The sequence below is a fragment of the Stenotrophomonas sp. 704A1 genome, assembly GCF_030549525.1.
GTDB lineage: Bacteria > Pseudomonadota > Gammaproteobacteria > Xanthomonadales > Xanthomonadaceae > Stenotrophomonas > Stenotrophomonas tuberculopleuritidis.
In genome coordinates, this window is the sequence record NZ_CP130831.1 from 3,550,079 (window position 1) to 3,567,744 (window position 17,666).

The 17,666-nt window shown below is 67.7% G+C and carries 14 protein-coding genes and 1 riboswitch; of the genes, 8 read left to right on the forward strand and 6 right to left on the reverse strand.

The genetic code is table 11. The features are described 5' to 3' along the window. Positions 1–27: 27 nt before the first annotated feature. On the forward strand, positions 28–1,032 hold the full coding sequence (locus Q5Z10_RS16350; RefSeq protein ID WP_303636429.1) for an alpha/beta fold hydrolase: 1,005 nt from the start codon (positions 28–30) through the stop codon (positions 1,030–1,032). A gap of 79 nt (positions 1,033–1,111) precedes the next feature. Here Q5Z10_RS16350 and Q5Z10_RS16355 read toward each other — a convergent pair whose 3' ends face one another. The 3 genes from Q5Z10_RS16355 to metX are packed head-to-tail and all read right to left on the reverse strand — an operon-like array spanning position 1,112 to position 4,439. Further along, on the reverse strand, positions 1,112–2,179 hold the full coding sequence (locus Q5Z10_RS16355) for a homoserine dehydrogenase family protein (RefSeq protein WP_303636430.1): 1,068 nt from the start codon (positions 2,177–2,179) through the stop codon (positions 1,112–1,114). Then, the gene (locus Q5Z10_RS16360) at positions 2,176–3,411 is read right to left on the reverse strand and encodes an O-succinylhomoserine (thiol)-lyase (RefSeq protein ID WP_303636431.1); all 1,236 of its coding nucleotides are present in this window, start codon (positions 3,409–3,411) and stop codon (positions 2,176–2,178) included. The genes Q5Z10_RS16355 and Q5Z10_RS16360 overlap by 4 nt, the downstream gene beginning before the upstream one ends. Further along, positions 3,408–4,439: a homoserine O-succinyltransferase MetX gene (metX, locus tag Q5Z10_RS16365; protein WP_303636432.1), complete on the reverse strand. Its 1,032-nt coding sequence runs from the start codon at positions 4,437–4,439 to the stop codon at positions 3,408–3,410. Before metX ends, Q5Z10_RS16360 begins: the two co-directional genes overlap by 4 nt. Before the next feature lie 77 nt (positions 4,440–4,516). Then, a riboswitch (SAM riboswitch) is annotated at positions 4,517–4,635 on the reverse strand. Positions 4,636–4,804: 169 nt separating this feature from the next. On the opposite strand from metX, the gene Q5Z10_RS16370 reads away from it, so the two are divergent. From Q5Z10_RS16370 to Q5Z10_RS16385, 4 genes are all read left to right on the forward strand, one after another. After that, positions 4,805–5,686 carry a M23 family metallopeptidase gene (locus Q5Z10_RS16370; protein ID WP_303636433.1) on the forward strand — a complete coding sequence of 294 codons (882 nt, stop codon included), beginning with the start codon at positions 4,805–4,807 and terminating at the stop codon, positions 5,684–5,686. Between the two features lie 66 nt (positions 5,687–5,752). Then, a complete protein-coding gene (locus tag Q5Z10_RS16375) occupies positions 5,753–7,357 on the forward strand; it encodes a peptide chain release factor 3 (RefSeq protein WP_303636434.1) in 1,605 nt (534 codons plus the stop codon). Between the two features lie 144 nt (positions 7,358–7,501). Further along, positions 7,502–8,140: a PAQR family membrane homeostasis protein TrhA gene (gene trhA / locus Q5Z10_RS16380; RefSeq protein WP_303636435.1), complete on the forward strand. Its 639-nt coding sequence runs from the start codon at positions 7,502–7,504 to the stop codon at positions 8,138–8,140. A 115-nt stretch (positions 8,141–8,255) separates the two neighbouring features. Beyond that, on the forward strand, positions 8,256–10,229 hold the full coding sequence (locus tag Q5Z10_RS16385) for an AsmA family protein (RefSeq protein ID WP_442758923.1): 1,974 nt from the start codon (positions 8,256–8,258) through the stop codon (positions 10,227–10,229). Between the two features lie 95 nt (positions 10,230–10,324). Here Q5Z10_RS16385 and Q5Z10_RS16390 read toward each other — a convergent pair whose 3' ends face one another. The 3 genes from Q5Z10_RS16390 to mtgA are packed head-to-tail and all read right to left on the reverse strand — an operon-like array spanning position 10,325 to position 12,498. Beyond that, entirely contained in the window at positions 10,325–10,756 is a 432-nt protein-coding gene (locus Q5Z10_RS16390) for a CBS domain-containing protein (RefSeq protein ID WP_303636437.1), read from the reverse strand. Then, positions 10,716–11,735 carry a glycosyltransferase family 2 protein gene (locus Q5Z10_RS16395; RefSeq protein WP_303636438.1) on the reverse strand — a complete coding sequence of 340 codons (1,020 nt, stop codon included), beginning with the start codon at positions 11,733–11,735 and terminating at the stop codon, positions 10,716–10,718. Before Q5Z10_RS16395 ends, Q5Z10_RS16390 begins: the two co-directional genes overlap by 41 nt. 13 nt (positions 11,736–11,748) lie before the next feature. Beyond that, positions 11,749–12,498, reverse strand: a complete 750-nt coding sequence (mtgA, locus tag Q5Z10_RS16400) for a monofunctional biosynthetic peptidoglycan transglycosylase (RefSeq protein ID WP_303636439.1) — start codon at positions 12,496–12,498, stop codon at positions 11,749–11,751. A 77-nt stretch (positions 12,499–12,575) separates the two neighbouring features. Here mtgA and hslO point away from each other — a divergent pair, with 77 nt between their 5' ends. The 3 genes from hslO (at position 12,576) to Q5Z10_RS16415 (ending at position 17,580) form a co-directional block, all read left to right on the forward strand. Further along, a complete protein-coding gene (hslO, locus tag Q5Z10_RS16405) occupies positions 12,576–13,469 on the forward strand; it encodes an Hsp33 family molecular chaperone HslO (RefSeq protein ID WP_303636440.1) in 894 nt (297 codons plus the stop codon). Between the two features lie 118 nt (positions 13,470–13,587). Further along, positions 13,588–14,442 carry an XOO1806 family protein gene (locus Q5Z10_RS16410; RefSeq protein WP_303636441.1) on the forward strand — a complete coding sequence of 285 codons (855 nt, stop codon included), beginning with the start codon at positions 13,588–13,590 and terminating at the stop codon, positions 14,440–14,442. A gap of 381 nt (positions 14,443–14,823) precedes the next feature. Next, on the forward strand, positions 14,824–17,580 hold the full coding sequence (locus Q5Z10_RS16415; RefSeq protein ID WP_303636442.1) for a TonB-dependent receptor plug domain-containing protein: 2,757 nt from the start codon (positions 14,824–14,826) through the stop codon (positions 17,578–17,580). Positions 17,581–17,666 lie beyond the last annotated feature (86 nt).

Here is a 17,666-nt window from a genome sequence, read left to right on the forward strand (position 1 = left end):
CGGGGCTCCCCTGCCCCGGACTGCCCCATGCGCGTGATCGCCACCGCCCTGCTCGCCTGCCTCCCGCTGAGCGCCCTGGCCGCACCCGCCGCACCCACCTACGGGCCGCGGCTGGAAGGCTTCGACTACGGCTATCCGGTAAAGACATTCGCGCTGGACTCGCAGCGCCAACCGCTGGAAATGGCCTACCTGGACATCGCACCGAAGAAAGCGGCGATCGGCGTGGTGGTACTGCTTCACGGCAAGAACTTCTGTGCGGCCACCTGGAAGGAAACGATCAGGCCGCTGCTGGCCGCCGGTTACCGGGTGATCGCACCGGACCAGGTGGGTTTCTGCAAATCCAGCAAGCCCGAGCGCTACCAGTACTCCTTCGCGCAGCTGGCGGCCAATACCCACGCCCTGCTGCAGCAGCTGCAGCTCGGCGGCCAGCCGGTGCACCTGGTGGGCCATTCGATGGGGGGCATGCTGGCTGTGCGCTACGCGCTGATGTATCCGCAGGACCTGCGCAGCCTGTCACTGGTCAACCCGATCGGCCTGGAGGACTGGAAGGCCTTGGGCGTGCCGTGGCGCAGCGTCGATGCCTGGTATGCGGGCGAGCTGAAGATCACCTATGACAGCATCCGCCGCTACCAGCTGGAGGTGTACTACGACGGCAGATGGAAGCCGGCCTACGAACCCTGGGCACGCATGCAGTCCGGCATGTACGCGGGCCCGGGCCGGGATGCCGTCGCCTGGAGCCAGGCACTGGCCTCGGACATGGTGTTCAACCAGCCGGTGGTCTACGAACTCAAGCACCTGCAGGTTCCGACCACGCTGTTCATCGGCCAGAAGGACCGCACGGCGATCGGCCGCGACCTGGCAGCGCCCGGACTGAAGGCCACGCTGGGCAACTATCCGGTGCTGGGCAGGGCCGCCACCGCGGCCATTCCCGGCGCGACGCTGGTCGAGTTCGCTGAGCTTGGGCATTCCCCGCAGGTGCAGGATCCCAAGCAGTTCAACGCAGCGCTGTTGAAGGTGTTGAAGACACGTTGAGGCGCTGGGCAGGCGCGGCGTCGCCCGGCGGACGTGAACGCTAGCGCCGGGCCATGCCCGGCGGCACAGCGGCATCCGTTCAACCGGCAATACGCAGCACATCATCCAGCAGCGCCGCAGCGGTCACTTCCGCACCCGCGCCCGGCCCCTGGATCAGCAGCGGCTGCACACGGTAGCGGTCACTGTGGATCGCAACGCGGTTGTCGGTGCCCGCGCCCTGTGCCAACGGATGGTCGGCCGCCAGTTCACGCAGGCCAACCTGCGCGCCGTCGGTGTCGACACGGCCCACAAACCGCAGCACCCGTCCGTTCTCGCGTGCCTGCTGCCAGCGCGCCTGCAGCGGGGCATCCAGCTGCTCCAGCGCCGCCACCGCCTCGTCCAGCGGCAGGGCCGCCAGCGCCGGCGGCACCAGCGACTCCACCTGCACCTGCGAAGCGTCCAGCGCCAGCCCACTGCTGCGGGCCAGGATCAGCAACTTGCGCCGCACGTCCTCGCCGGACAGATCCAGCCGCGGATCCGGCTCGGTGTAACCGGCGGCGCGTGCTTCGCGCACCGCTGCCGAAAACGGCGTGCGGCCATCGTATCGGTGGAACAGCCATGCCAGGGAACCGGACAGCACACCCTCGATGGCGTGGATGTGGTCGCCGCCCGCCAGCAGGGCGCGCAGGCTGCTGAGCAGTGGCAGGCCCGCGCCGACGGTGGCGCTGTCGCCGTAGCGCGCGCCGGTATCGGCGCTGTGTTCGGCGATGGCCTGTGCCCGTGCCAGCTGCGCGCCACGGCCCAGCTTGTTGGCGGTCACCACATGTACGCCGCGCGCCAGCCACTGCGCGTGGCGCGCGGCCACGTCTTCGCTGGCGGTGGCATCGACCACCACGTCGCCACGCTCCAGGCCTTCGGCGCTGGCCCACGGCGGCGCGTTCTTGCCATCCCGCGGCGCGCGCCGCGCCAGTTCCAGCGGCAGCGCCAGATCACGGTCGATCGCCAGTGCGGTGCGCGAGTTGGCCAGCCACTGCACGCTGGGCAAGGCCAGCCCGCGCGCCTGCAGCGCCTGGTAGCGCTGCACGAAGGCCGAGCCGACCGTACCCGTGCCCAGCAGCGCCAGTCGCCCCACCGCCAGCGCGGGAACCTCCGCGGCCAGCGCGCTCATGCGTCCACCACCTGTTTGTGGCGTGCCGGCGCATCGACCACCACAGCGGCGCGCTCCAGCGCCGCCGCCAGGTCGGCCAGCAGGTCACGCTCGCCTTCGATGCCGACCGACAGGCGCAGCAGGCCTTCACTGATGCCGGCAGCCGCGCGGGCTTCGGCGCTCATGGCCGCATGGGTCATGGTGGCCGGATGCGCGACCAGGCTCTCCACACCGCCCAGCGATTCGGCCAGGGTGAAGTAGCGCAGACCATCGACGAACGCGCGCACGCCCGCGTGCGGATCCTCGCCCGCGCAGCCGGTCAGCTCGAAGGACAGCATCGCGCCGAATCCGCTCTGCTGGCGGGCGGCGATGGCATGGCCGGGGTGATCGGCCAGCCCCGGGTAGTACACCCGGGCAACGGCCGGATGCGCGTCGAGCAGGGCGACGATCGCGGCGGTGTTCTCCTGGTGCGCGCGCAGCCGGGCGTCCAGCGTGCGCAGGCCGCGCAGGGTCAGGAACGCATCGAACGGCGAACCGGTCAGGCCCAGCGCATTGCCCCACCACACCAGCTGCTCATGCACTGCCGGGTCACGCGCGATCACCGCACCGCCGACCACATCGCTGTGGCCGTTGATGTACTTGGTGGTCGAATGCAGGACCACGTCCGCGCCAAACGACAGCGGCTGCTGCAGCGCCGGCGACAGGAAGGTGTTGTCCACCACCACCAGCGCCCCGGCCTTGTGCGCGGCATCGATGACGAAGCGCAGGTCGGTGATGCGCAGCAGCGGATTGGACGGGGTTTCCACCAGCACCAGCTTCGGCTGGGTCGCCAGTGCCTGCGCCAGTGCGCGCGGGTCGGTCAGGTCGGCGGTCACCAGCTGGAAGTGGCCCTTTTTCGCCAGCGCGTTGAACAGGCGCCAGCTGCCACCATACGCATCATGCGGCACCACCAGGGTGTCGCCGGGCTGCAACAGGGCGTTCAGCACCAGGTTGATCGCCCCCATGCCGGTCGCAGTGACCACCCCGCCCGCACCGCCTTCCAGTTCGGCCAGGGCCTCCCCCAGCAGATCGCGCGTCGGGTTGCCACTGCGCGTGTAATCGTACTGCCGCTTGTTGCCGAAACCATCGAAGCTGAAGTTCGAGGACAGCACGATCGGCGGCGTGACCGCCCCGTGGGCGGTATCACGATCGATGCCGGCGCGGACGGCGGCAGTGGTGCGACAACAGGACGACTCGGCGGCGTGCAGGCTCATGCGGACTCTCCAGAAGTGCGGAAGGCGGTGGCGAGGATCGCGTCGATGCGATCGGTTTCCTTGAGGAAGGCGTCGTGACCATAGGGCGAGCGCAGCACGCGCAGGCTGCCGCGCGGACCCAGCCCTTCCACCAGGCCGACCAGATCGGCCAGCGGCACCAGGCGGTCGCCCTCCACTGCGATCACCACCGTGGGCGGCAGGATCGCGCGCGGGTCCACGCGGTGCAGGTCGATCGATTCGGACAGGCGCAGGTAGGCGGTCACCGGCGTGCGGGCGACGTACTGCGCGCCTGCGGCATCCAGGTAGTCCTCGGCAGCGACGCGCACCCGGCCGTTGATCACTTCAGGCGCTGCGTCGAAACGCTCGCCGAATTCCTCCGGCGTGCGATAGCTGAGCATCGCGAACTGCCGGGCCAGTGCCAGCCCGTGGTCTTCGCCGCACTGCAGCTGGCCCAGGGCCACGGCGCGGCGCTGCAGCGCACGCCAGGCCGCGGCGTAGGGATGCGGACGATGCGCACCACTGGCCAGGACCAGCTGGCGCACGCGGGCGCGGTGGCGGATCGCGAACTGCTGGCCGACCAGCGCGCCGTAGGAGTAGCCCACGAACGCCTTCAGCGCGCGGATGCCGAGATGGTCGAGCAGCAGGGCCAGCGCATCCGCCTGGTCGGCGGTATCGATCGGTACATCCAGCGCACCGTCGGCACCGATGAAGTCGAACGCCAGCACGCGCAGGTGCTGCGGATCCAGGGCGCGACCGCTGCCGACCAGCCCTTCGGCCCAGCCCTTCTCCGTGAACTGCGCATTGGACGCCACGTGGCGATGTGCGGAAATGCCGCCGGCCAGCACCACCACCGGCGCGCTGGCCGGGCCGACCCATTCGTAGCGCAGGCGTACCGGAGCGGGACCGGCATGACGCATCGACAGCACAGCGGCGAACTCGCCGCGCTCGGCATGCACGCGGTCATCGACCGGCACGCTGACGGGGACAAAGGGTTCGGGGCGAAGCGCGGTGCAGGTGGCGAAGCTCATGGCAGGATCCGGTAGGGGAATCGGCCATCGAGCCTTCGCGGGGCTCGCGTTCGAGATGCACGGCGCGTGCATGGTTCGAACCATCTTTCGGTGGACGCCACGGTCCCCGCAGGATTTGGCACCTACGCAGGCGCTTTCGCGTCTGCGGGCTGCCCCGGCTTCAAAGGGCCTGTCCCTCTGCCGGTCTCGATGGTGGAGCCACGATGCCAGCCTCTGCCGGGCATGTCAATCCCTTCATGCGGATAAAGCGATGAATATTTTTCGCATCACCTTCCGGGGGAACCGCGAGCGCCGGCGGACCGGCCCGGCACTGCCTCGTTCAGGATCGGGTACAGTCCCGGCGGTGTTCTGCCCTGGATCCACCGATGCCGCGCCCCCTGACCTGCCTGCTGATCCCGCTGTTCCTGCTGGCCAACGCAGCCCACGCCAGCGACTGGCGCCAGGGCTGGGGCCTGCTGCCCGGCAACACCGCAGCGGCCAGCGCGGCCGGGCAACCGGCCCCGGCCGGGGTGCGGCTGCGCCTGCAGGCGGTTGGCGAGCAATGGCAGGCACGGATCGACAACCCGCTGTACGGCCCGGTGCAGATCGAACTGCGCCCGGCCCCCGGCAGCCGGATCGACGGTCTGCCGGTGCAGTCGCTGGTGCAGGGTGCGGGCAGCCTGGTGGTCGGCCATCTGCCCGCACCCGACGCAGGCCGCGCACTGGACCTGCGCCTGCAGTCGGTGCCGGGCAGTCCCGCCGCGCGGGCCGAGGACGTGGCCTACCGCCTGCCCTTCGATGCCGTGCGCCTGCGCGTGGACCAGGCCCCGCAGGGACAGTTCAGCCACGATGACGAAGAGAACCGCGACGCCATCGACTTCGCCCTGCCCGAAGCCACGCTGGTCCAGGCCGCACGCGAAGGCACGGTGATGCAGGTGCAGGATGGATACCGCGGCCATGGCCTGGACCGTGAACGCGATGGCGGCCGCGCCAACTTCATCCGCATCCTGCACAGCGACGGCAGCATGGCGATGTACGCCCACCTGCAGGCCGGCGGCATGCGCGTGCGCCCGGGCCAGGCGGTGCAGGCCGGCCAGCCGATCGCCCTGTCCGGCAACAGCGGCTACAGCACCGCGCCGCACCTGCATTTCGTCGTCCAGGTCAATCGCGGCATGGGCCTGCGCTCGGTGCCGGTGCGCATCTTCACCGCGCAGGGCCAGCTCCAGTTCGCCCGCCCGGGCAGCGCCGAGGGCGGCATCGGGCGCTGACCGGCCCCGGCCGGTATAATCGGGCGCTTATCTCTTTGAAAAGCGCCCCATGCGGGCGCCACCGCCATGTCCGAAGTCGCCACCGAAGCGTCGCGTCGCCGCACGTTCGCCATCATTTCCCACCCTGACGCCGGCAAGACCACGCTGACCGAAAAGCTGCTGCTGTTCGGGGGCGCGATCCAGATGGCCGGCTCGGTAAAAGGCCGCAAGGCCGCCCGTCACGCCACCTCCGACTGGATGGCGCTGGAAAAGGAACGCGGCATCTCCGTCACCTCCTCGGTGATGCAGTTCCCGTACGAAGGCAAGATCGTCAACCTGCTCGATACCCCCGGCCACGCCGACTTCGGCGAGGACACCTACCGCGTGCTGACCGCGGTGGACTCGGCGCTGATGGTGATCGACGTGGCCAAGGGCGTGGAAGAACGCACCATCAAGCTGATGGAGGTCTGCCGCCTGCGCGACACCCCGATCATGACCTTCATCAACAAGCTCGACCGCGAGGGCAAGGACCCGATCGAGCTGCTGGATGAAGTGGAAACGGTGCTCGGCATCCAGTGCGCGCCGGTCACCTGGCCGATCGGCATGGGCCAGCGGCTGAAGGGCGTGGTCCACCTGCTGACCGGCGAAGTGCACCTGTACGAACCCGGCCGCAACTTCACCCGCCAGGATTCGACCATCTTCCCGTCCATCGATGCCCCCGGCCTGGCCGAGAAGATCGGTGCGCAGATGCTGGCCGAGCTTCGCGACGAGCTGGAACTGGTGCAGGGCGCCAGCCATCCGTTCGACCTGCAGGCCTACCGCGACGGCAAGCAGACCCCGGTGTTCTTCGGCTCCGGCGTGAACAACTTCGGCGTGCAGCCGCTGCTGGATTTCTTCGTCGAACACGCACCGCCGCCGCAGGCGCGCGCCAGCACCGGCCGCCAGATCGATCCGCAGGAAAACAAGCTGACCGGCTTCGTGTTCAAGATCCAGGCCAACATGGACCCGCAGCACCGCGACCGTGTGGCGTTCATGCGCGTCTGCTCGGGCCGCTTCAGCGCCGGCATGAAGACCTTCCACGTGCGCACCGGCAAGGACATGAAGCTGGCCAACGCGCTGACCTTCATGGCCAGCGACCGCGAAATCGCCGCCGAGGCGTGGCCGGGTGATGTGATCGGCATCCACAACCACGGCACCATCTCCATCGGCGATACCTTCACCGAGGGCGAGGCGATCACCTTCACCGGCATCCCGAACTTCGCCCCGGAATTGTTCCGTCGTGCCCGCCTACGCGATCCGCTCAAGCTCAAGCAGCTGCAGAAGGGCCTGGCCCAGCTGTCCGAAGAAGGCGCCACCCAGTTCTTCCGCCCGCTGACCAGCAATGATCTGATCCTCGGCGCGGTGGGTGTGCTGCAGTTCGACGTGGCCGCCTACCGCCTGAAGGACGAGTACGGCGTGGAAGCCACCTTCGAGCCGGTCAGCGTCACGACCGCGCGCTGGGTCCACTGCAGCAACGAGAAGAAGCTGGAGGAGTTCCGCGAGAAGAATGCGCTGAACCTGGCACTGGATGCGGCCGGTCACCTGGTCTACCTGGCGCCGACCCGGGTCAATCTGCAGCTGGCCCAGGAACGCGCGCCCGACGTGCGCTTCTCGGCCACCCGCGAAGCCGCCCACACCGTGGCGGCCGGCTGACCCCGGCCGGTCCTGGCCGTTGCGCCACGCACCGCGCGGGCCAACGGCAGCGGGCAACCATACGGTGGCAGGGGTGCACGCGCCCGCCATCGCGGCGATGATAGCGGGGTGCAGGTCCCCCTCCCTGCGAACGATGCCTACGCCATGTCCACGACTTCCGTTGCCTCGATCCGTGAAGAAATCGCCAGCGCCCTGACCCACGGGTTGGGCGCTGTGTTCGCCCTCGCCGCCAGCGCGGTGCTGATCACCCTTGCCGCCATCTACGGCGACGGCTGGCAGCTGGCCAGCGCGATCGTGTTCGGCATCGCCCTGCTGCTGCTGTACACCGCCTCCACCCTGTACCACGCCATCCAGCATCCGCTGGCCAAGGGCAGGCTGAAGGTCTTCGACCACTGCGCGATCTACGTGCTGATCGCCGGCACCTATACCCCGTTCACCCTGATCGGCCTGCGCGGCCCCTGGGGCTGGGGCCTGTTCACCGCGATCTGGGCGCTGGCACTGGGCGGCGTGGTGTTCAAGCTGTTCTATACCGGCCGGTTCAAGGTGCTGTCCACGGTGATCTACATCGCCATGGGCTGGCTGGTGGTGGTGGCGATCAAGCCGATGTGGGCGTCCATCGACGGCAGCACCCTGGCCTGGCTGTTCGGCGGCGGCCTGTCCTACACGCTGGGCACCTACTTCTACCACCGCGAGTCGATCCCCTATTCGCACGCCATCTGGCACCTGTTCGTGATCGGCGGCAGCGTCTGCCACTTCGTCGCCGTCACCATGCAGGTGCTCTGAGCGCCGCCGCTCGGCGACGACGGCCGGGGCCCGCCCGGCCAGCCGGGGCGGTTGTGCACGCCACGCACATGAACGCTTCGCGCCCCGTCCACCCCGACGGGGCAACCATGGCAGCGTGAATGACACCGCTCCACAGACTGCGCCACACGCCTCCCGCTGGCGTCTTCGCCGCCCTGGCCGCCGCGGCCAGCGCTGGTTGGCTGTCCTGATCCTGCTGCTGGCAGCCCTGCTGGTGCTGATCGCGCTGTGGGACTGGAACTGGTTCAAGGGCCCGGTCGAGCGCGCCGTGCAGGCGCGCACCGGGCGCAGCCTGCAGATCGGCAACCTCGATGTCGACCTCGGCCGCACCAGCACGATCCGCGCCGACACGATCACCTTCGCCAATGCACCCTGGGCCAGGCAGCCGCAGATGGCCAGCGCAGACCGTGTGGAGATCGACATCCGCGTCTGGCCGCTGCTGCGCGGCAGCGTGCAGCTGCCGGAAATCCGCCTGACCCGCCCGGATGTGCTGCTGGAAACCGCGCCGCGCAAGGGCGATCCGGGCAACTGGGATTTCCTGGGCGACAGCAAGGGCGGCAGCACCCCGCAGCTCAAGCGCCTGCGCATCGACGACGGCCGCCTGCAGTTCCTCGACGCGCTCGGCCGCACCGACATCCGCGTCAACGTCCGCAGCGGGCAGCCGCGGCAGGCCGACGCCGCGCCGCCGCTGCGGGTGGACGGCAAGGGACGCTGGCAGGGCAATCCGTTCACCCTGAACGGCGGTACCGAGTCACCGCTGGAACTGACCGACAGCGCCCATCCCTTCCGCATCCATCTGGATGGCCGCGCCGGCGCCACCCGTGCAATCGCGCGAGGCACCCTGACCAACCCGTTCCAGCTGCAGGTGTTCGACCTGCAGTTCGCCCTCAGCGGCAAGGACATGGCCGACCTCTACCCGTTGCTGGGCATCGCCATCCCGCCGTCGCCGCCCTATGCGCTGGAGGGCCGCCTGAAACGCGATCACCAGGTCTGGCGCTACGAGAACTTCACCGGCAAGGTCGGCGACAGCGATCTGGGAGGCGACGTGCAGTTCGAGGTCGGCCGCGAGCGCCCGCGCATGACCGCCAACCTGGTATCCCGCCGCCTCGATTTCGACGACCTGGCCGGTTTCGTGGGGGCCCCGCCGAAGACCGGGGGCGGCGAAACCGCCAACGCCGAGCAGAAGGCCGACGCGGCACGCGTGGCCGCCAGCACGAAGGTGCTGCCCGCCACGCCGTACAACCTGGCCAAGCTGCGTGCGATGGATGCCGACGTGCGCTGGAAGGCCCAGCGCATCAACGCGCCGAAGCTGCCGCTGGACGATATGGATGCGCACCTGCTGCTGGACGATGGCGTGCTGCGGCTGGACCCGCTGAACTTCGGCGTGGCCGGTGGCGATATCCGCAGCACGATCCGCATGGATGCGCGGCGCCCGCAGATCGCCACCTCGCTCAAGGCCCGCGTGCGCGGCGTGCAGCTGGGCCAGTTGTTCCCCGATGCGAAGCTGGCCGAGCAGGCCAAGGGCGGCATCAGTGGAGACATCGACCTGAGCGGCCACGGCAACTCCATCGCCGCCATGCTCGGCGGCAGCAGCGGCAACGTGGCGGTGGGCATGGGCCGCGGCCACGTGGGCAACCTGGTGATGGAACTGGCCGGCCTGGACATCACCGAATCGCTGAAATTCCTGGTCACCGGTGACAGGCAGATTCCGCTGCGCTGCGCCTTCGCCGACTTCAGCGTGCGCGACGGCCTGATGAGCAGCCGGGCCCTGGCGGTGGACACCACCGATACCCTGGTCATCGGCGAAGGCGATGTCAGCCTGCGCGACGAGACCCTGGATCTGCTGCTCAGGCCGCGGCCGAAGGACAAGAGCATCCTGGTGCTGCGCTCACCGCTGCGCATCGGCGGCAGCTTCAAGGATCCCTCGTTCCGGCCGGACTTCAAGGCACTGGGTCTGCGCGGCGCAGTGGCCTTGACGCTGGGCAGCATCGCGCCGCCGGCAGCCCTGCTGGCCACCATCGAGCTGGGCCCGGGCAAGGATGCCAACTGCGGTGGGCACTACGCGAAGTAGCCGCGCGGCCCGCGGCGCCAGCCATGGGCATCCGCACGCATGGCGCCTGCCGGGAAAGCGGGCCGGCGGGCTGCACGCCCGCCAGCGCGGGAATCTCACCCCGCCACGATGTACTGCTGCAGCTGATCCAGCTCACGCCGCTGTGCATCGATCACCGCCTTCACCAGGTCACCGATGGAGATCACCCCCAGTACCTGGCCGCCCTCGACCACCGGCAGGTGCCGGATGCGGTAATCGGTCACCAGCTGCAGGCAGTGCTCGACCTGTTCACCCGGCGACACCGTCACCACCCGGGCTGTCATGATTTCCGAGACCGCCGTATCGCGCGAGGAACGGTCATGCAGCACGATCTTGCGGGCGTAATCGCGTTCGGACAGGATGCCGACCAGTCGCGGCCCCTCCATCACCAGCACCGCGCCAATGCCCTTCTCGGCCATCAGCCGGATCGCATCGATCACTGCCGCACCGGGCGCGACCGCATGTACTTCAGGGGACTTGCCGTCCAACAGTTGCCGTACCGACGTCATCTGCCTGCCCTCCCAGGGTGGGTTGCAGCCCCGAGTCTGCCACGGAAGGCGCGAGCCACGCGTCAACCAGATACAACGGCCGCTGCTTGGACTCCTCGTACAGCCGCCCCAGGTACTCGCCGATCAGGCCCAGCGCGATCAGCTGCACCCCGCCCAGGAACAGGATCACCGCCATCATCGTCGGCCAGCCGGCGACGCGGTCGCCGTACAGCGCCGCCTTCACGATCACCCAGACCCCGAACAGGAAAGCCACCGCCGCCGTGGCCAGGCCCAGGTAGGTGGCCGCCCGCAGCGGCACCGTCGAGAATCCGGTGATCCCTTCCAGGGCGAAATTCCACAGGCGCCACAGGCTGAACTTGCTGTTGCCGGCCAGCCGTGCGTGCCGCTGGTAGGGCACCGCGATGCGGCGGAACCCCACCCAGCTGAAAAGTCCTTTCATGAACCGGTGACGCTCACGCATTTCACGCAACGCGCTCAGTGCACGCGCCGACAGCAGGCGGAAGTCCCCGGTATCGGCCGGAATCGGCGTCCGCGACAGGCGCCCGATCACCCGGTAGAACATCGCCGCGGTGGCGCGCTTGCTCCAGCTTTCGCCGTCGCGCACCAGTCGGGTGCCATACACATTGTCATACCCCTCGCGCCAGCGTTGGACGAACTGCGGCACCAGCTCCGGCGGGTCCTGCCCATCGGCATCGAGGATCATCGCAGCGCCTTCGCGCACCTGGTCCAGCCCCGCGGTCAGCGCGGCCTCCTTGCCGAAGTTGCGCGACAGCTTCAGCGCCGACACCCGCGGCTCGGCCTGGGCCAGCGCCTCGATCGTCGCCCAGGTGGCATCGGTGCTGCCATCGTCCACGTACAGGATGTGTCCATCGATTCCATCCAGGCCATCGAGCACCGAGCACAGCCGCGGATGCAGCAGGGGCAGCGCGCGCTCCTCGTTGTGGGCGGCAATGACGATGGTGAGGCGTTGCGGGGTCATCGCCGGATTGTACTCAGTCGTCCTGCAGGTAGCCCGCGCCGCCCAGCTGCCGTGCCTGGCGCTGGATCCACGCGGCACGCCGCTGCACGTACGGCCCCGGCCGCGCCGCGTTGTAACGGCGCGGTGCCGGCAGCACGGCGGCCAGGCGCGCGCTCTCGGCCGGGCTCAGCCGCGCGGCATCCTTGCCCCAGAACGTCTGCGCCGCCGCCTGCGCGCCATACACGCCATCGCCGAACTCGGCGATGTTGGCGTACATCTCCAGGATCCGCTGTTTGGGCCAGAACGCCTCGATCAGCACCGTATACCAGACCTCCAGACCCTTGCGGATCCAGCTGCGGCCCTGCCACAGGAACAGGTTCTTGGCGACCTGCTGGCTGATCGTGCTGGCCCCGCGCAGGCGACCGCCGCGGGCATTGTGGTCGCGGGCCTTTTCAATGGCCTGCAGGTCGAAACCGCGGTGGTCGGGAAAGCGCTGGTCCTCGGCGGCCACCAGCGAGATCGGCAGGCTCGGCGCCATCTGCTGCAGGTCACGCCATTGGTAGTGCAGGCGGTAGGAGCCGTCACCCTGCCCCAGCGCCTCGCCATAGCGCCAGACCATCACCATCGACAGCGGCGGATCGACGAAGCGCAGCACCAGCACCTGCAGGCAGCTGAACCCCACCAGCAGCACCGGCAGCCACAGCAGCCGCTTCCAGCGCCAGCGCCGGCGCGGTGCCGGGACCGCGTCGGTATCCACCTTGTACTGCTCTCCCCCTGCCCCCATTACTGGTGCATCCTTCTCATGCCTGGTTGTCGGCGCATTATCCGGCAACCGTCCCCGTTTCCGCGTGACCCGAGCCGATGACCGCCCAATCCGATTCCCTGATCCGCTTCCTGCTTCCCGACGCCGGCGTGCGTGGCGTGCACGTGCGCCTGCACTCCACCTGGCAGGACATCCAGTCCCATGGCCACTACCCCGACAGTGCCACCGAACTGCTGGGCCAGGCCTGCGTGGCATCGGCGCTGTTCACCGGCCACACCAAGGTCGACGGCCGCCTGTCGATCCAGCTGCGCAGCAACACCGCACTGCGCACCCTGTTCGCCGAATGCACCGCCGCCGGCACCCTGCGCGGCATCGCGCAGCTGGCCGAGGGCGGTGATGCCCCGCGCGACCTGACCACGCTGGGCCGGGATGCGCTGCTGGCCATCACCATCGAGAACCCCGGACTGGATCCGCGCGAGCCGCAGCGCTACCAGAGCCTGGTGGCGCTGACCGCAGCGGAGCTGGATGAGGCGTTCGAGGACTATTTCCGCCAGTCCGAACAGCTGCCCACCCGCCTGCTGCTGGCCGCGGACCGCGACGGAGCGGCCGGTCTGCTGCTGCAGAAGCTGCCGGGCGATGAAGGCGATGATGACGGCTGGTCGCGCGCCAGCGCACTGTTCGACACCCTGGGCAAGGCCGAGCTGCTGGCCACCCCGGCCGAGGAACTGCTGCACCGCCTGTTCCACGAAGAGAAGGCCGAGCGGGTCGGCGACAAGGCCCTGGCCTTCGCCTGCTCCTGCTCGCGTGAACGGGTCGCCTCGATGCTCTACTCGCTGGGCGAGCAGGAGGCCCGTGCGGCCGCCGAGGACACCGGCTCGGTCCATGTGCGTTGCGAATTCTGCGGACAGGAGTATCACTTCCCGTTGACGGAGTTCGGCATACTGTTCCACGGTGCCGAGGGGGCTGTACCGGCACCTGAACGCCTTCAGTAAACCGATGGGTCTTGTATCTGGGGAGGAACAAGGCTTGTTAAGAATTCATAAACACCCTAGGATCGAGTTCCCGCCCCAGCGGGAACTTTCATTGCCCGTCCCTGTCTGAACTGGTCCGATGCGTACCTTCCTGCGTCTACCGCTGGCGCTGCTGATCGCCCTAGGCGCGATCACGGGCGTGCATGCGCAGAGCAAGGACACCCGCACCGTGCTGCCGGTCTGGAACAAGGGCAGCGGCAAGGTCGAAGCCCTGCTGTACCTGGAGCCGACCGGCGAACAGGCGGTCGGTGCCCGCTGGCATTTTGGCCGCAACTCGCTCGATGCCGCGTTCGGCCTGTCCTCCGGTGACTCGCTGGGCCTGCTGTGCAACAGCAGCAGCGGCACCAGCATCAGCGGGCTGGCCAGCCATTGCATGCTCGCCAGCCTCGGTGATGACGACGACGCGATCAGCTCCAACCGACGCCTGACCGGCACCGCCGCGCTCAACCGCGGGACCGGCCGCCTCGGCATCACCGCCGGCACCGGCCGCGAGACCCTGCCGGCCTGGCTGGCCGCCCCCAACAAGACGCCCTCGCTGCGCGCCGAGCAGAACGACCTGACCGTGTTCGCGCAGAAGAACATCGGTCGCGAAGGCTTCGTCTCCATTGCCGGCACCTATGCCAAGGCACGCCTGGTACCGCTGGCCGATGCGTCTCCGGCCATCGTCGACCGCTGGGACAGCAAGAGCCTGAGCTTGGGCGCCGGCTATGGCAATTTCAGCGGCAGCATCATCGGTCGCGTGGTCGACGTGCCAGGCAAGCCCGGCAAATGGGAAGGCCTGGGCATCGGCCTGACCTGGCGCACGCCGTGGTCCGGGCAGCTCACCGTGGGCGCCGAGAACGTGATCAGCCGCGGCAAGAACCCGTTCTCCCCGCGCAATGAAAGCAACGATGACGGCACGGTGCCGTACGTGCGCTACGAGCAGGACCTGTGATCGGGCACGGCGGGAAGTAACCGACACTGCAGCAGTCAACAACGGGCGCCCCAGGGGCGCCCGTTGCGTTTGCGGGCCGGGCTGTCAAGTGCGAATCGGCCTCATTTGTTACACGCTGATACACCGCGACATCCATCAATTGAAACTTTTTTTCGGGTCGCGCGCGGGCCGGCAACGGTTCCAGGCCAGCTCATCCAATCCAACCCGTTGAAATATAAGGAATGGTCGCGCATTCATCTGTAACCACAGCGTGAATTAACGCAGCTTTAATTTTTGCCGGGGGGCCGTTACTATCGATTCAGCCTCGCGATTTTGGAGCCTCCTTTTGGCCCCGCCGCGAAGGCACTACCCCAGCCAAGATTTCTTGGAGAGAGAGAGCCAATGAATTTCCAGTCCAACAAGCTGCGTGACGCTGTCGTTGTCGCGCTGATCGCAGGCGCGGCGACGTCCGTCACCGCCCAGGCGCAGGAAACGACCAACCTGGATCGTATTTCGGTAACCGGTTCGCGCATCAAGAGCACCGACATCGAAACCTCGCAGCCGGTCCTGAGCCTGACCCGCGCCGACATCGAAAAGCAGGGCGTGACCTCGGTCGCCGACATCCTGCAGCGCGTCTCGGCCAACGGTGCAGCGCTGAACCGCACCTACAACAACGGTGGTGACGGTTCGGCCGGCGTCAGCCTGCGCAACCTGGGCGCCGAGCGCACCCTGGTGCTGGTCAACGGCCGCCGCTGGACCACCGGTCTGGACGGCAGCGTCGACCTCAACACCATCCCGACCGCGATGATCGAGCGCATCGACGTCCTGAAGGACGGCGCTTCGACCATCTACGGTTCGGACGCGATCGCCGGCGTGGTGAACATCATCACCAAGCAGAACTTCGACGGCGCCGAAGCGAACTTCTACAAGGGCCAGTACAGCGCTGGCGACGGCGAGCGTGAAGCCTATGACTTCACCATCGGCACCACCACCGATCGCGCATCGCTGGTGCTGGGCGTGTCGTATGTGAACGAAAAGGAAGTCATGGCAGGCGATCGCAAGATCTCCGCCGGCGGCCCGCCGTTCTTCAGCGGCCAGAGCGCCACCGGTATCCCGGGCTCCTACATCCGCAATGACGAGCGCTACGTCATCATCAATGGCGTTGAAACTCTGTTCGACTCCAATGTCCACGGCTACAACACTTCGCCGGACAACTACCTGCTGACCCCGAACGAGCGTACCTCGCTGTTCGCCACCGGCTCCTACAACATCACCGACAACGTCACCTTCCGCACCGAGGCGATGTACAACGAGCGCAAGTCCGAGCAGCTGCTCGCGGCGATGCCGGTGACCGGCCGTCGCCTGAGCGCCAGCAGCATCTACAACCCGTACGGCGAGGATCTGACCGGCGTCAACCGCCGCTTCAATGAAACCGGCGGCCGTTCGTTCAACCAGAACGTCAAGAACTGGCACTTCTACGGTGGTTTCGAGGGCTTCTTCGAATTCGCCGACCGCAACTTCGACTGGGACGTCGGCTACCGTTACGACAAGACCGACCAGAACGACCTGACCTACGGCCTGTTCAACGTCCAGCGCTTGAACGAAGCCTACGGTCCGTCGGCCATTCAGGGTGGCCAGGCCGTCTGTCTGACCGCCGGCGGCGCGGTCATCCCGGGCTGCGTGCCGATGAATCCGCTGGGCGGGCTGGGCGCGATCTCGCAGGAAGCACTGGACTACGCCTCGTTCACCGCGCATGACTCGGCCAGCCTGGTTTCCAAGAGCTACTACGCCAACATCTCAGGTGAAATCGTCCAGCTGCCGGCCGGCGCGCTGGGCTTCGCAGCCGGTTATGAAGGACGCAAGGAGAGCGGCCAGTTCGATCCGGACGCGTTCATCGCGGCTGGCCTGAGCACCGGCAACGGCGCGGCACCGACCAAGGGTTCCTACGACCTGGACGAGTTCTTCCTGGAACTGTCGATTCCGGTCCTGGCTGACCTGCCGGGCGCCAAGCTGCTCGACTTCAGCGTGGCTTCCCGCTACTCGAAGTACAGCAACTTCGGCAACACCACCAACAACAAGTTCGGTTTCCGCTGGAAGCCGATCGATGACCTGATGGTGCGTGGTAACTACTCCGAAGGCTTCCGCGCGCCGAGCATCAACAACCTGTACCGCGGCGACGCCGATTCGTTCGAAACCTATGCCGATCCGTGCTCGGCCTCCAGCGGTCGTCGCACCGGTGCGGTGGCTGCACAGTGTGCCGCCGAAGGTGTGCCGGCCAACTTCCAGCAGCCGGGTGCCGGCAGCGGCGCCAACAAGCAGACGCCGGAAGCGTTCACCTGGAAGTCGAACCCGGATCTGAAGCCGGAAACCTCGACCAGCAAGACGCTGGGCCTGGTGTGGAGCCCGAGCTTCGTGCAGGGCCTGAACGTGACCCTGGACTGGTGGCAGATCGAGATCGAAGACGCGATCACCCGCCCGGCCATCCAGGACATCATGGATCGCTGCTACGGTGGTTCGGCGCAGGAACAGGCGGCCTACTGCGGCCTGATCACCCGTGATCCGAACTACGGCACTGCCACCCAGCGCTACACCATCACCAACGTCGACATGCCGCTGCAGAACCTGTCGTCGTACAAGGTGGAAGGCTGGGATCTGGGCATCCTGTACAAGCTGCCGGAAACCTCGATCGGTCAGTTCACCGTCAGCCTGGACGGCACCTACCTGTCCACGTGGGATACGAAGTCGACCTCGGATGCACCGCTGGATGGCCGCGCCGGTCGTTACCTGGATCAGGATCCGTACTGGCGTATCCGTTCCAACCTGTACGTCGATTGGTCCTACGGCGATTTCGGCGTCAACTACGGCCTGCGTTACAAGTCGGGCATGACCGAAGACTGCCCGTTCGATCCGGTGGGTGACGCCGACCTGGTGGGCTACTGCTCCGATGGCCAGAACGGCAAGAACCACATGGGCGCCACCACCTACCACGACATCCAGTTCCGTTACAACACCCCGTGGAAGGGCACCATCATGGTCGGCCTGAACAACGTGTGGGACAAGGATCCGCCGGTCTCGTACTCGACCTCGTACAACATGTTCGACCCGCAGTACGACCTGCCGGGCCGCTACATGTACCTGCAGTACAAGCAGAAGTTCTGATCGATGCACTGATCGGCTGATGCAGCAACGGCCCCGCAAGGGGCCGTTGTTTTTTGCGGGTGGCCCTGCATGTGGCACCGCTCACG